This window comes from Actinomadura sp. KC345 (genome assembly GCF_004348515.1).
Classification (GTDB): Bacteria; Actinomycetota; Actinomycetes; order Streptosporangiales; family Streptosporangiaceae; genus Spirillospora.
Window position 1 is genome coordinate 1 of record NZ_SMKH01000219.1, and the last position, 13,821, is coordinate 13,821.

The 13,821-nt window shown below is 74.3% G+C and carries 13 protein-coding genes; all 13 read right to left on the reverse strand.

Annotated elements, in window-relative coordinates; all coding sequences use genetic code 11:
• The coding region (locus E1281_RS28560) for an SRPBCC family protein (protein WP_131882811.1) at positions 1 to 716 on the reverse strand (716 nt) is incomplete at its 3' end.
• Complete coding sequence (locus E1281_RS28565) at positions 713 to 1,093, reverse strand: NIPSNAP family protein (RefSeq protein ID WP_207943545.1); 381 nt, start codon at positions 1,091 to 1,093, stop codon at positions 713 to 715. The genes E1281_RS28565 and E1281_RS28560, both read right to left, overlap by 4 nt.
• 8 nt (positions 1,094 to 1,101) lie before the next feature.
• Entirely contained in the window at positions 1,102 to 2,019 is a 918-nt protein-coding gene (locus tag E1281_RS28570; RefSeq protein ID WP_131882812.1) for a xanthine dehydrogenase family protein subunit M, read from the reverse strand.
• Entirely contained in the window at positions 2,016 to 3,026 is a 1,011-nt protein-coding gene (locus E1281_RS28575) for an amidohydrolase family protein (protein ID WP_165959150.1), read from the reverse strand. The genes E1281_RS28570 and E1281_RS28575 overlap by 4 nt, the downstream gene beginning before the upstream one ends.
• Positions 3,023 to 5,452 carry a xanthine dehydrogenase family protein molybdopterin-binding subunit gene (locus E1281_RS28580; protein WP_131882814.1) on the reverse strand — a complete coding sequence of 810 codons (2,430 nt, stop codon included), beginning with the start codon at positions 5,450 to 5,452 and terminating at the stop codon, positions 3,023 to 3,025. Before E1281_RS28580 ends, E1281_RS28575 begins: the two co-directional genes overlap by 4 nt.
• The gene (locus E1281_RS28585) at positions 5,449 to 5,931 is read right to left on the reverse strand and encodes a (2Fe-2S)-binding protein (RefSeq protein WP_207943546.1); all 483 of its coding nucleotides are present in this window, start codon (positions 5,929 to 5,931) and stop codon (positions 5,449 to 5,451) included. The genes E1281_RS28580 and E1281_RS28585 overlap by 4 nt, the downstream gene beginning before the upstream one ends.
• Before the next feature lies 1 nt (position 5,932).
• Positions 5,933 to 6,781, reverse strand: a complete 849-nt coding sequence (locus E1281_RS28590; protein ID WP_131882815.1) for an alpha/beta fold hydrolase — start codon at positions 6,779 to 6,781, stop codon at positions 5,933 to 5,935.
• Entirely contained in the window at positions 6,778 to 7,563 is a 786-nt protein-coding gene (locus E1281_RS28595; RefSeq protein WP_131882816.1) for an ATP-binding cassette domain-containing protein, read from the reverse strand. Before E1281_RS28595 ends, E1281_RS28590 begins: the two co-directional genes overlap by 4 nt.
• A gap of 5 nt (positions 7,564 to 7,568) precedes the next feature.
• On the reverse strand, positions 7,569 to 8,426 hold the full coding sequence (locus tag E1281_RS28600) for an ABC transporter permease subunit (protein WP_131882817.1): 858 nt from the start codon (positions 8,424 to 8,426) through the stop codon (positions 7,569 to 7,571).
• Positions 8,426 to 9,475, reverse strand: a complete 1,050-nt coding sequence (locus E1281_RS28605; protein ID WP_165959151.1) for an ABC transporter substrate-binding protein — start codon at positions 9,473 to 9,475, stop codon at positions 8,426 to 8,428. The genes E1281_RS28600 and E1281_RS28605 overlap by 1 nt, the downstream gene beginning before the upstream one ends.
• Positions 9,472 to 10,311, reverse strand: a complete 840-nt coding sequence (locus E1281_RS28610) for an IclR family transcriptional regulator (protein WP_131882819.1) — start codon at positions 10,309 to 10,311, stop codon at positions 9,472 to 9,474. The genes E1281_RS28605 and E1281_RS28610 overlap by 4 nt, the downstream gene beginning before the upstream one ends.
• 118 nt (positions 10,312 to 10,429) lie before the next feature.
• Complete coding sequence (locus tag E1281_RS28615) at positions 10,430 to 11,794, reverse strand: FAD-dependent monooxygenase (protein ID WP_131882820.1); 1,365 nt, start codon at positions 11,792 to 11,794, stop codon at positions 10,430 to 10,432.
• A gap of 66 nt (positions 11,795 to 11,860) precedes the next feature.
• On the reverse strand, positions 11,861 to 13,821 hold a 1,961-nt coding region (locus E1281_RS28620; RefSeq protein ID WP_207943547.1), incomplete at its 5' end, for an ATP-binding protein.

The following is a 13,821-nucleotide window of genomic DNA, read 5'->3' on the forward strand; positions in this document are numbered from 1 at the left end:
GGGGCCTGCCCGTACAGCCAGGGCGGCAGGGGGTACGGCTGCTCGGGCCGACGGGCGCGGCGCCCGCCACGGCGGCCCAGCAGCCAGCCGGCGATCCCCGCGGCGACGGCGGCTCCGGCCGGGACCGCGGCGCGGCGCAGCAGCGGCAGGATGACGGTGGCGGCGACGTCGAGGCTCGCGTCCGGCCCCGCGGGCGGCGCGGGGGCGGGCGCCACGGCGGGGATGCCTGCGGCGGGCGCCACGGCCGGGGAGGCTTCGGCCGGGGCCGCGGCCCCATCCTTGATCATGGCTTCCAGCCGGGTCGTGAACTGCCCGATCAGCATGGTGCCGACCTCCGCGAGGAGGCTCCGCCCGAACTGGGCGGCGCGCCCGCTGACGGCGAGGTCGGTGGTGACGTCCACGCGGGTGCCGCCGTCCTCGGGCCGCAGCTCGGCGGTGACCGTCGCGGCGGCCGTGCCGCTGCCGCGCTCCTCCCGTCCCCGCGCCTCGATGACGCCGCGGTGGTCGACGTCGTCGCGCTCGACGAACCGGGCGGTGCCCCGGTACCGGGCCGTGATCGGGCCGATCTTGGTGGAAAGGCCGCCGCGGTGCTCGCCGTCGACGACCTCGTCGAGGTGCGCGCCGGGCAGGCACGGGGCGATCCGCGGCAGGTCGGTCAGCAGCGTCCACGCCTCCTCGACGGGCAGGGAAACGTGGAAGGTGTTCTCGAGTCTCATGTCGCGCTCTCTCGTTCGCCCCGGCCGGCGGCGGACCGGGTCGTCTCGTGCGGCCAGTACGGCGCGGTGCCGAGCCGGCGGCTGGTCATCGTCTCGACGATCGCGCCGCCGGCCTCGGACTCGGCCTTGACCCGCCGCCATTCCGGGTCGGCCTGGAACGCCGCCCAGGCGGCCCGCCTGGCCTCCTCGTCGGGAAAGCGCAGCAGGTAGAGGATCCGGCCCGGGTCGTCCAGGTCGGACCAGAAACCGGCGACCTCCATGCCGAGCCGCTCGAACAGGGCGAGCGTGTGGTCGGCGAACCGGGCGTGCAGCGCCTCGGCGCCGCCCGGCGCGGCCGTGTACTCGCGCAGCTCGTAGATCACGTCGTCTCCTCGCATCCTTCGCATCATCGGGCCGGATGGCCGGCGACATCCCCGTCGTCAAGCCTGGTCGGCGCCGCCGCGGTGGCGCGCCGGTGCGCCTCGGCGACCGCGCGGGCCGCCAGCGTCCCGGCGACGTCCCGGCGGTACCCGGCCGTGGCGTGCAGGTCGCCGCTGGGCTCGATCGCGGCGCGCAGCGCGTCCGCGGCCTCGGCGAGCCGCGCCTCGGTCGGCGCCCGGCCGGTCAGCGCCTCCTCCGCGGCCGCGGCACGGTACGGCGTCGGGCCGACGCCGGTCACGCAGACGCGGGCGTCGCCGATCACCCCGTCCCGGACGGTCACCTGGGCGGCGACGCCGACGAGCGCGAAGTCGCCGTTCCGGCGCGCGACCTCCTGGAACGACGCTCCGGTGCCCGGCGCGGCACGCGGGAACCGGATCTCGACGAGCAGCTCCCCGGCGTCCAGCGCGGTCATGAGGTTGGCCTGGAAGAAGTCCCGGGCCGCGATCTCCCGGCGGCCGCCCGGCCCCGCCGCCACGAACACGGCGTCCAGCGCGCGGGCGACGGCGGGCAGCTCGGCCGCCGGGTCGCCGTGCGCGAGGCTGCCGCCGACCGTGCCGCGGTTGCGGACGGGCGGATGGGCGATGTGCGGGAAGGCCGCCGCGAGCAGCGGCGCGTCCGCCGCGACGGCGGGCGACCGCTCGGCCCGCGACTGCCGGACCATGGCGCCGACCACCAGCGCGTCCCGGGTGCGCCGCAGCTCGGCGAGCGAGGCGATCCGGCCGAGGTCGACGAGGTGCTCGGGCCGGGCCAGCCGGAAGTTGAGCAGCGGCAGCAGGCTCTGGCCGCCCGCGAGCACCTTGGCCTCGGGGGCGTGCTCGGCGAGCAGCGCGACCGCCTCCCCGGTCGTCGCCGGGCGGTGCAGCTCGAAGTCGACCGGCTTCACCGGTCGCCCCCCGCGGGCCCCGGACCGGCGCCGAACACCTCCGCGGCCGTGCCGCCGAGGACGGCCTCCCGGTCGCTCTCCTTCAGGTCGGCGCGCTCCACGACCTCGCGCGGGGTGAGGTCCCCGATCGGGAAGGGATGGTCCGAACCGAGCATCACCCGCCCGGCGCCCGCCTTGGCGACCAGGAACTCCAGCGTCGGCGGGTCGAACACGACGGTGTCGAAGTACAGCCGGGCGAACGACTCCAGCGGGTCGGCCGTGCTGTCAGGGTGAAGGAGGTGGTTGCGGACCAGCCGGCCCAGCACGTACGGCAGCGCGGCGCCGCCGTGCGCCACCACGAGGCGGCACCGGGGGTAGCGGGCCGGGACGCCCGCGTACAGGAGCCGGGCCAGCGTGACCGTGCTGTCCTCCAGCCGGGCGAGCCCGTTCACCAGGCCGAAGTCCTGGTAGCGCGGGCCGGCGCCGGCGAATCCGGGGTGCAGGAACACCACGGCTCCGGTGTCGTCCGCGGCCTCCCAGAACGGGGTGTAGGCGGGGTCGTCGAGTTCCCGGTCGCCCGCCCGGGTCGCGATCATGACGCCGGGCAGCCCCGCCGCGCGGCATGCCGCCAGCGCGGCGGCGGCGCGTCCGGGGTCCTGGAGGGGGACGGTGCCGAGCGCGACGAGCCGCCCGTCGGACGCCGCGGCCTCCCGGACGGCCCCGGTCAGCGTCTCGGCCCAGGCGGCGCCCTCGGCGGCGGGCAGGTCGTAGCCGAAGATGTCCAGCCATCCCCCGACGACCTGGCGGTGCACGCCCTGCTCCGCCAGCCAGCGGCCGCGCCGCTCCCCGTCGAGCAGGCCGGGGGCGATCGGGCGGGTCGGCGCGCCGCCGGCGAAGCTCACCGTGAAGGTCGACTCGTGCGGGCGGACCTCGATGCCGGGGAACCGCTCACGGCCCGCGGCGAGCGCGGACAGCAGCTCGCCCGGCACCAGGTGCGCGTGGACGTCGATGACGGTCTGGCTGGTCACAGCTCTCCTCGATGCTCGTCTTCGGGGCGGTCGCCTCCGGCCGCCCGCAGTGCCGCCCACACGTCCGACGGTTTCATCGGCAGCGAGTGCAGGGGCGCCGCCCCGGCGGCGGTCAGCGCGTCGTTGACGGCACCGGCGACGGCGGCCGGCGCGCCCATGTAGCCCGCCTCGCCGACCCCCTTCTGGCCGAGGGTCGTGTACGGCGAGGGCGTGCAGTGCTCGGTGTCGACGATGGTCGGCACCTCGTGCGCGCTGGGCAGCAGGTAGTCCATGAACGACTGGGTCAGCGGCTGCCCCTCTGGGCTGTAGGCGAACTGCTCGTACAACGCGACGCCGATGCCGTGCGCCGTCCCGCCGTAGACCATCCCGCGCACCACGTCGGGGTTGATCACCGTTCCGCAGTCGTGCGCGATGTAGTAGCGGTCCAGCTCGACCGAGCCGGTCTCCGGGTCCACCGCCGCGAGCACGAGGTGCACCTCGAACGAGTAGCACGGGTAGAGCTGAACGGTGCCGTCCGGCTGCGCCAGGGAGCCCGAGCGCGGCGTGTGCGCGACGTGCACGACCTCCAGGCCCGGCTGGACGCCCGGTGGCATCAGGTGCCGCCTGCGGTGGGCGATCGCGACGATCTCGTCCCAGGACATCCGCCGCTCCGGATCGGCGCGCACCCGCACGTCACCGCCGTCGTAGTCGGTCTCGTCCGGCGCGACGCCCAGGTTGTGCGCGGCGATCGCGCGCATCCGCCCCTTCAGCTCCTCGGCCGCGCCGCGGATCGCCCGGCCGAGCACGATCGTCATGCGGCTGCCCACCGGGCTCTGCGACGGCATCCCGGTCAGCGAGTCGGCCCGCACCACCGTGATCGTCCCCGGGTCGCGGCCGAGCTCCTCGCCGGCCAGCGTCGCGACCATGGTGTCGTGCGACTGGCCGGCCGACGAGAGCGCGATGATCGCGGTGACGGCGCCCTCGCCGTCCACCCGCAGCCGGCACGACTCGGGGAAGGTGGTCTTGTCGTTGGACGGGTTCATGATGTTCTCGAAGATCGCGTTGCCGCCGCCCGGCTCCAGGCAGGCGGCCACCCCGATCCCGGCGAGCCGGCCCGCGGCGCGCAGCTCGTCGCGGCGCGCCTCCAGCGCGGGCAGGTCCGCGACGGCGATCGCCTCGTCCAGGACGGCCGGGTAGTCGCCGGAGTCGTACTCGGTGCCGCTGGGGATCCGGTACGGGAACTCCTCGGGCCGGATGAAGTTGCGCCGGCGCAGCTCCATCCGGTCGATGCCGAGGGTCCGCGCGACCTCGTCCACCGCGGCCTCGATCGCGTAGTTCGTCGGCGACTGCCCGAACCCGCGGACGGCGACCTGGCCGGTCTTGTTCGTCACGACGGCGGTCGCGTGGTATTCCACGCTCGGGATCCGGTACGGCCCGACGATCGCGCCGATCGGCTTGGCCAGCTGCAGCGGCGACCGGCCGGGGTAGGCGCCCTCGTCGTCGAGCACGTCGATGCGGATGCTCGTGAACGTGCCGTCGGCGGTGTAGGCCAGCGCCACGTCGAAGACGCGGTCGGGGCCGTGGAAGTCGCCGCCGTGCATGTTCTCGGCCCGGTCCTCGATCAGCTTGACCGGCGCGTCCAGCATCCGCGACAGGTGGCCGGCGAGGACGCCGTGCTTGATGCCGCGCTTGACCCCGTAGCTCCCGCCGACGTCCACGTCGAAGTGCACCCGCACCTGGTTGGTCGGCAGGCGCAGCGCCCGCGCGAGCTGCTCGGGGAACTGCGGCATCTGGATCGACGCCCACACGTCCAGCAGGTCGCGGCCGCGGTCCCAGCTCGCCACCACGCCGAACGTCTCCAGCGGGACGGTGGAGTTGCGGTTCCAGCGGGACCGGACGCGCGCGACCCCGGCCGCGCGGGCCAGGTCGCCGTCCACGTCGCCCCAGCGGAACTCGCGGTCCGCCATGACGTTCGTGCCGTGGGCGGGATGCACGAGGGGCGCCCCCTCCTCCCTGGCGGCCTCGGGGTCGAGCACCATCGGCAGCGGCTCGTAGTCGACGAGCACGCGCTCGGCGCCGTCCTCGGCCACGGCCCGCGAGTCGGCCACCACCGCGGCGACCCACTCCCCGGCGTACCGGGTCTCCCCGTCCGCCAGCGGGCGCCACCGGACCTGCGGCACGTCGAGGTACTGCCTGAGCGGTTCGGTGTCCTTGGCCAGCTCGGCTCCCGTGAGGACGGCGACGACGCCGTCCACCTCCATCGCCGCGGTCACGTCGATGCCGGTGATGCGGGCGTGCGCGTGCGGGCTGGTGACGAGGGCGACGTGCAGCGTGCCGGGCGGGGTGATGTCGGCGACGTAGCGTCCCCGCCCGCTGACGAAGCGCTTGTCCTCCCGCACACGGCCCGGCTTCGAGACCCACCGGTACTCGGTGTCCGCTCCGGTCACCGGACACGCCTCCCTTCTGCGGCGCGTTCGACCGCCTCCCGGATCTGCACGTAGCCTGTGCACCGGCAGATGTTGCCGCCCAGGGCTTCGTCGATCTCGGCGCGGGTCGGGTCGGGGCGCTCGTCCAGGAGGGCCTCGACGGCCAGGACCATCCCGGGCGTGCAGTAGCCGCACTGCAGGGCGTGGGCCTCGCAGAACGCCTCCTGCACCGGGCTGAGCCGCCCGTCCGGGCCGGCGGCGCCCTCGATGGTGGTCACGGCGTGCCCGTCCGCCTGGACTCCGAGCACGATGCAGGAGCGGACCGGCTCGCCGTCCAGCAGCACCGTGCAGGCCCCGCACACTCCGTGCTCGCAGCCGAGGTGCGTCCCGGTCAGCCCCAGGGTGTCGCGCAGCAGGTCGGCCAGGCTGGTGCGCGCGGCGGTGCCGCAGCGGCGCGGCTCACCGTTGACGACGATCTCGATCTCGTGGCGGCTTCCCACGTCAGCTCCCCCCGGACGGCGACGGATTGGAACGTTCCCCCGAGTCCTCGGCGGGTGTGCGGGCGGCGAGGAAGTCCTCGACCAGCGCCGTGAACGCCGCGGGGTTCTCCATGTTGGACAAGTGGCCCGCACCTGGGACGACCTCCAGTTCGGCGCCTCGGATTCCGGCCGCGATGCGTTCGGACAGCGCGCGCGGCGTCTTGGCGTCCCGCTCCCCCCACAGGACGAGCGCCGGCGCGCGGACGTCCGCCAGCCGGTCGGCGATGCGGACCGAGAAGCAGGCGGCGACGCTGTCGGCGTAGTGCTCGGCGTCCATGCCCGCGATCGCCGCGCGGACCGCCTGGGCGCCGCGCGGCGGAGGCGTGCGGGTGAAGGTGCCGCCGACGTAGGAGTCCGCGACCGCCCCCATCCCGGTCCGGCGGGCGGGCCCGGCCAGCGCGGCGATCCTGTCCTCGGCGACCTCGGGGGCGAGCTCCACGAAGCTGTCCGCGATCACGACGGCCGACACCCGGTCCGGGCGGCCGGCCGCGTACGCGACCGCCTGGATGCCGCCGAGCGACACCCCGACCAGCGCGGCGCGCCGCACGTCCGCCGCGTCCAGCACCCGGCCGAGGTCGCCGGCCCAGATGTCGGCGGTCGGCGGGCCGCCCCAGCCGGACGTGCCGTGCCCCCGGGCGTCGGGCACGAGGACCCGCCGGCGGGCCGACAGCGCCTCGGCCTGTGCTCCCCACATCCGGTGGTCGGCGCCGAGGCTGTGCAGGAGCACGACCGCGTCCGCGGCCCGCGGCCCCAGGTCCAGGTAGCCGAGGTCGGGGCTTCCGCCCGTCCTGCGTGGAGAGTCGTGCTTCACTCGCTTCCTTTCACGGTGAGGACGGCGGGGTCGGCGGGGGCCATGCCGGCGAGCAGCCGCTCGCGCAGCTCCGCCAGCGTTCCGGGGTCCGGGTCCGGCGGCACGACGACGTCGTCGGCGAGGTGGCCGGGCGGGCGCAGCACGAGGATCCGGTTCCCGAGCGTCAGCGCCTCGCTGAGCGAGTGGGTGATGACCACGCCGGTCTTGCCGTTGGCCCGGACCAGGTCGACGAACTCCCGGCGCAGCGTCTCGGCGGTGATCTCGTCCAGCGCGGAGAAGGACTCGTCGCAGAGGATGATCTCCGGGTCGACGGCGAAGGCGCGGGCCAGCGCGACGCGCTGCCGCTGGCCGCCGGACAGCTGGTGCGGGTAGGCGTCCTCGCGCCCGGCCAGCCCGAGCCGCGAGAGCCAGTCGCGGGCGCGCCCGTCCCACTCCGGCTTGGGAACCCCGGCGAACTTCATGCCCGTCCGCACGTTCTGGACGGCGGTGCGCCAGGGCAGCAGCCGGGCGTCCTGGAACACCACGGCCATCCGGCGGCGGAACCAGTCGAACTCGGTGTACGGGTCGTGGCCCTCGACGCGGACGCTGCCCTCGGTGGGCGGGAAGAGCCCGAGGATCAGGTTGAACGTGGTGGACTTCCCGCAGCCGGTGACGCCGACCACGGAGACGAGCTCGCCGCGGCCGATGCCGAAGCTGAGGTCGCGCAGCGCGGGCCGGCCCGCGAACGCCTTCTGCACGTTGGTGAACTCGATGACGGGTGCGTCGCTCACGGTGTCGCTCATGCCGGTCAGCCCTCCGCTTTCTGGGCCGCGGCGGACGCCCGGCCGGGGTGGTCGTTGCGGGGCCGGTAGCGCAGCACCCAGGACTCCAGCAGTTCGACGGCGCCCTGGATGATCAGCATGCTGACCGCGAGCAGCAGGGTCCACGAGACGACCGCCGCCATGTCGAACAGCTGCTGCGCCGACAGCAGCTGGGCGCCGACGCCGACGGTCGCGCCGACCAGCTCGGCGATCAGCACCATGCGGATGCCGAGCCCCAGGTTGACCTTCCAGGACGTGAAGATCCCCGGGGTGATGGCGGGCAGCGTGATCTCGCGGAACAGCGACCACCGCCCTGGCCGGAAGGACCGGGCCATGTCGCGCAGCTCCGCCGGGATCGCCCGGTAGGAGTCGTAGGTCTGCAGCGCGAAGCCCGGCAGGGTCACCAGCACCATGACGAACCAGACGCGCAGCTCGACGTCGGCGAACCAGATCACCGCGATGATCACCCAGGACAGGGACGGGATGCCCTGCACAAAGCGGACCAGCGGGAGCAGGTAGCGGGCGGCCGCCGCGCTGGCGCCCATCGCCAGCCCCAGCGCGAGGCCGAGCGCGAACGCGCCGACCAGCCCGACGCCGACGCGGGCGAGCGTGGTGAGCAGGCTGCGCACCGACTCGCCGCTGCTGAGGATGCCGCCGATCTCGGCGGCGACGCTCGGGATGCTGGGCACGTCGTACTCGGGCGTGAACCGGGACGCCACCGCCCAGATGCCCAGCAGGACCAGGATCAGGATGGGCAGGCTCGGGTCGCGGAATCGCCGCAGCGCCGTGCGCGCACCGGACGCCGGAGGCGCGGCCGGGGTGACGGTGGATGGTGAGGTGGCCATCAGAGCCCCCTGTAGACGATGGTGGACGGTGGGGTGTCGGCGAGGTAGTCGGTCTGCCGCCCCGCCTCGAAGACGGCGTCGATGGCGCCGGTCATCCGGGCGGCGGGGGCCACGTGCAGTCCGAGCCGCTCCCTGTCCTCGATCAGGCCCTGCAGCGTCGCCGCCTTGCCGCGCGGGGTGGCGGCGGCGATGATCTTCGCCGCGGCGGCCGGGGCGGCGAGGGTCCACGCGGCCGCGTCGGCGTAGATCCGGTAAAGGGTGGCGACGACGTCGGGATGGCGGCGGGCCCAGCCGGCGTGGGCCGCCAGGCCGAGGTAGGGGATCGTTGCGGTGCCGAAGGCGGCGCGCCACGCCGGCATCCCGATGTCGAGGGAGCGGATGTCCGGTTTCCTCTTGCGCAGCGAGGAGTAGGCCGGCTCCCAGATCTCCGTGCCGTCGGTGCGGCCCATGATGGCCATGGTGGAGAGCCCCGCGGGGGTCTGGTTCTGCATTTCGACCTCGTCCAGGTCGAGGCCCGCCTGCTCGGCGAACCAGGCGAACATCGCGTGGTTGGTGGTCCCGGTCGCCGCCGCGAGCTTGCGTCCGCGCAGGTCGGTGAGGTGCTGGACGTCCGGGTTCGAGGTCACGACCGCGCTGAAGTAGTCGAAGATGTTGAACAGGTACGTGACGTCGATGCCCCGTTCGGTGCGCAGCGCCTCCGACAGCAGCGCCGCGCTGGCCCCGATCTCGTAGTGCCCGGACGCGAACTCGGTGTTGTACTTGTCCGGGGTCGAGTAGGAGAACGCGATCCGCACGCCGTGCGCGAGGTCGATGCGCCGGGCCTTGATCACCGCGGGCAGGAAGGCGCCCAGCGACGGCGCCTGGAACGCGAGCACCCGCACGGTGACGCTGCCGTCCGCGGCGACGGTCAGGGTCTCGGGCGAGCCGCATCCGGCGGCGGCCAGCGCGAGGCCGGCGCCCCCGGCGAGCACGGAGCGGCGGCTGACCGCGGGCTCCTCCGCCGGAGACTCCTTCCGGCGCGGCCACGGCAGCCGGTCGGCGACGCTCATGGCGCGGTCGGCATCGCGGCGGCCCCCGGCCTGCCGGCCGGGGAGGTGACGGCCGAGCCGGGACCGCCCATCGCGGCGGACACCGCCACCGCGCATTCGACGGTGCGGTCGCGCAGCGCGCCGAAGCGGTCCGGCCCGAACCGCTGCTCGGGCAGGCAGATGCCGACCGAGGCGACGACGCGGCCGGTGTGGTCGCGGATCGGGGCGGCCAGCCCCCCGACCTCCTCCCGGTAGCCGCCGTGGTTGACCGCGAACCCCTGCTCGCGCACCCGGGCCAGCATCGCCTCCAGCGCCTCCGGGTCGGTGATCGAATCCCGGGTGTAGGCGGGCAGCGGCCCGTCGAGCACGGACGCGATCTCCTCCCGGGTCTCGTAGGCCAGCAGCGCCCGTCCGGTGGCCACGCAGGTCGCCGGGCACCGGCGGCCCACGTACGACTTGGCCACGATCGGGTGCGGGCTCTCCAGCTTGTCGACGTAGACGACGTCGCCGTGGTCGTAGACGGCGAGGTGCACGGTCTCGCGGGTGTCCCGGTTGAGCGCGGACAGGTGGGGGGCCGCGACGGAGCGCAGGTCGAGCTGGTACGCCCACATGCTGCCCAGCTCGAAGCACCGGACGCCGGCCGAGTACCGGGCGGTGCGGGGGTCCTGGGTCACGTATCCGCGGGCCTGCAGGGACGTCAGCAGCCGGTGGACCGTCGCCTTCGGCCCGCCGACGCTCTCCACGATCTCGGTCAGCCCGCGCGGGCCACCGGAGCGGACGAGGAGTTCGAGGATGTCCAGCGCCCGGTCGAGCTGGCCGCCGTTCGAGGAGTTGGACCGCTGTTCCATGAGCAGCATCAAAGTGGAACATCGGTCCGGTGTCAAGGGTTCATGTGCTCCTACCTGCGGTTGTCCGGTCCGCCAAGGTATGCGAGCGCACCGCCGCCCGCGAGAGGCGGCGGTGCGCGGGGGGCCGTCAGGCGGCCGTTCGCTCCTTCCGGGCGGCGGGACGCGGGGCGCGGTCCCGCCCGGCGGGCAGAAGGGCGCGGGTGACGATCGAGGGGCGCATCAGGGCCGGGGGCGGGTCGAGGAGGCCGATGACGCGGAAGAACTGCTCGGCGATGCCGGTGTCGCGGGCGGCGGCCGCCTGGACGCGGTCCACGTAGGCGTTCATGACGCGGACCGCCGGGCCGCGGTGCCCCTCGACCTCCGGCATGGCGAGGTCCGCGGCGACCGCCATCCGCCACGGGACGTTCAGCGCCTTCGCCGCGGCGCGGAAGTACCGCCGGGTCAGTCCGCGCCGGCCCTCGTCGAGGCAGTCGCGCAGCACCTCGGCCTCCAGGCACGCCACCGTCATGCCCTGCGCGTAGACGGGGTTGAAGCTGCACAGCGCGTCCCCGGTCACGAGGAGTCCGTCGGGGAGGCCCTTCATCCGCTGGTAGTGGTTGCGCAGGTCGGAGGAGTACCGGTGGGCGGCCACGCCGTCCAGCGGCTCGGCCGCGTCGATCGCCTCGAACACGTCGGGGGGCGCGAGGTCCCGCACGTACGAGCGGAAGCCGTCCTCGTCGGTCGGCGGCCGGTTCGCGGCGTCCAGTCCCGCGACGGTCAGCAGGTACCGGTCGCCCTCGACGGCGACCATCGCCATGCCCTTCGGCTGCCCGGGGCGGGGGCCGACGACGACGGCCCTGCCGACGCGCGCGTCGAGCGGCAGCCGGATCGGGCGGGTGGCGTAGCCGACCCCGAGCCTGATCTCCTCCTGCGGCACGGGCCCGTGGCCGAGCCGCTCCAGCCAGTACCGGGTTCGTCCGGACCGCCCCATCGCGTCGACGACGAGGTCGGCGTGGATCTCCTCGGCGGCGCCGCCGACGTGCCTCGGCATGACCTCGACGCCGGTGATCCGGGCCGGCCCGCCGGTGAGCAGCCCGACGACGTCGCGCCCGTCGGCGAACCGCACGCCCGGCAGCGCCGACACCCGGTCCCGGACGACCTGCTCCAGGAAGGGCCGGCTGGCCTGGATCGCCCGTTCCGCACCGGGCCGCCGGGCGAGCACGTGCCCGCCGAGAGTGAACCGGTGATCGACTCCAGGGTCGGCGACGACGGCGCCCCCACCGATCAGCTCCCGCTCCACCCCGGGGAAGAGCTCCTCCAGGATCCGCTGCCCGCGCGGCAGCAGGATGTGCGCGTGCTTGCCCTGGGGAACGCCCTTGCGCGCCCGCCCCGTGCGCACCTCGTCCCGCTCGACGATCGTGACCCGCTCGTACGCCCCGGCCAGCGTGCGCGCCGCGAGCAGCCCCGCCATGCCGGCGCCCAGGACCACCGCGTGCTCTCCGATGCTTCGCATCTCGTGCCTCCCGTTTTCGGTCGATGAGGCGACGATGCGACGGCCCGCTGTTCACCTACCAGGCCACTAGCTGTCCAATCGGTGTCCGTAGAGCTCCCGTTCCCACAGCCGAGCCCCGATCCGCTCCACGGCCCGGTTGCGGTACCGCCGGTAGGTGCTGAACGGCAGCCCGAGCATCTCCGCGGCCCGCTCCTGTGTGGGGGCCGGACGCAGAAAGGTGCGGTCGGCGACCCGATGAAGCGGCTCCTCGCGCGGATCGTCCCGCAGCGTCTCCGCCGCGGCCCCGATGAGCCTGCGCAGCTCGCCGGCGGGGTCGTCCGCCTCCCGGACGAGCCGCGACCGCAGCAGCGGGTTCCCGGCGAGCCGGTCAGGCCGGTGGAGGTCGCGCAGAGCATCGCGCACGGCCCCCGCGAACTCCGGCTGCGACAGGACGAGCTCGGGCGGGCTCGCCGGCGTGACGGGGGCGCCGAGTTCCCGTTCGGCGGTGAGCGCGAGCCAGTCCTCGACGCCGAGGACCCGCCAGTCGTGCGCGTACACCTCGTAGGGACGCCCGCCGATCCGGTACGCGGCATCGGCCGCGTGATGGAAGTCGAAGAAGGACAGCAGCGGATCCCAGTAGTCCCGCTCCGACGGAACGGTGACGAGGTCCCACGCCTTGCCCGCGCGGGTGATGACCTCCTGACCGTGCCAGAGCCGGATCATGGTCTCCGACCGGGAGGGCCGCGAGTCCGACTCGGTGTCCACGAAGAACCGCCAGGCCAGGACGCTCTCGCCCGCACGCGGCGGCCCATGCCGCACCACGTGCTCCCACATGGCCCGCATGGCGGGGTCGACGGCCAGATCGTCCTCGTCGGCCTCATGCAGCGCCAGGTAGGCCGCGTATCCGAACGGCTCCCCCGCCCCGTCCCGGAAGATCCCGAACCCGCCAGGCTGCCGCTCGATCCAGTGCGCGGCGAGAGCCGCCTGCTCCTCCCCTTGCACCTTGCGGGTCATGGCGAGGACGACGTCCTCGTCCCCGGCCTCCAACCCGGTCGCGGAGACCTGCCCGAGCCCGGTCAGCTGCCAGTACCCCTTGACGATGGGGTGATCACGGCTGAGGAACATGATGTCGGCGAGATCCTGATGCCGGACCCGTCCGTCGGCGGACCTCCGGGCGCGCTCCACGAAGTGCCCCCGCAGCCCCCGATGCAGCCTCGCGTACCCGTCCGGGTCGCGCCACCGCAGATCGGCGTCCAGGATGTCCCGCACCACATCATGCGGGAACAACCCGAACTCGCGCTCCTCCATGAACGACAGCCCCCGCAGCCACCTGAACAGGGCCCCGGCGTCGTCCTCCAGCATGGCCCGAAGAAGCTCCTCGGTGGTGAACCGGGCATGCGCGCAAATCTGGAGCGCCTCCAGATGCCGGGGCCCGGGCACCTGGTCCACAAGCCGCGCAAGCAGCGCCCGCACCACATCGGGCGCGACGCTCAACGCACCCGGTACATCCTCCCGCCGCCGGATCATGTCGACGAGCAGCGAAAGCGTCAGCGGATGCCCATGCGCCAGCTCCAGCACCCGCTCGTGCAGCTCCCCGGGAACCCCTTCGACCCGCAGATACGCCCGAGTGTCCGCCGGACTGAGATTGCGAAGCGACACGACCCTCAGCAGCTCATGCCACCCCGCGTCGGCGACCCATCGCCCCGACGGCGCGTCCCGCCCCGCGACGACGACGATCGTGTCGGCGGGCAACCCCGGAACGAAGTGCTCCCGCACCCAGTCGTCCAGCCCCCCGAGCAGCTCATAGGTGTCGACCAGCACCACGTACCGCCCAGACCGGGGCGGCTCCACGGCCCGGAGAAACGCCCCCGCCTCAGGCGCGACCGTCCGCGCGTCCACGAGCACAGGCACGACCCCGCCGTCCCGAGCCACGTCCGCCATCTCCGCGAGCAGCGCACTCTTACCGATCCCACCGGGCCCATGCAGGAACAACACGGCGAACGCCCCGTCCGAGAGCCCCGCCCGGAACAGCTCGATCTCCCCACTAC

Excerpts from the sequence above, each read along its gene's own strand:
- E1281_RS28610 (WP_131882819.1), bottom strand. The coding sequence starts at position 10,311 with ATGCTGCTCATGGAACAGCGGTCCAACTCCTCGAACGGCGGCCAGCTC.
- E1281_RS28615 (WP_131882820.1), bottom strand. The coding sequence starts at position 11,794 with ATGCGAAGCATCGGAGAGCACGCGGTGGTCCTGGGCGCCGGCATGGCG.
- E1281_RS28565 (WP_207943545.1), bottom strand. The coding sequence starts at position 1,093 with ATGCGAGGAGACGACGTGATCTACGAGCTGCGCGAGTACACGGCCGCG.
- E1281_RS28605 (WP_165959151.1), bottom strand. The coding sequence starts at position 9,475 with ATGAGCGTCGCCGACCGGCTGCCGTGGCCGCGCCGGAAGGAGTCTCCG.
- E1281_RS28595 (WP_131882816.1), bottom strand. The coding sequence starts at position 7,563 with ATGAGCGACACCGTGAGCGACGCACCCGTCATCGAGTTCACCAACGTG.
- E1281_RS28600 (WP_131882817.1), bottom strand. The coding sequence starts at position 8,426 with ATGGCCACCTCACCATCCACCGTCACCCCGGCCGCGCCTCCGGCGTCC.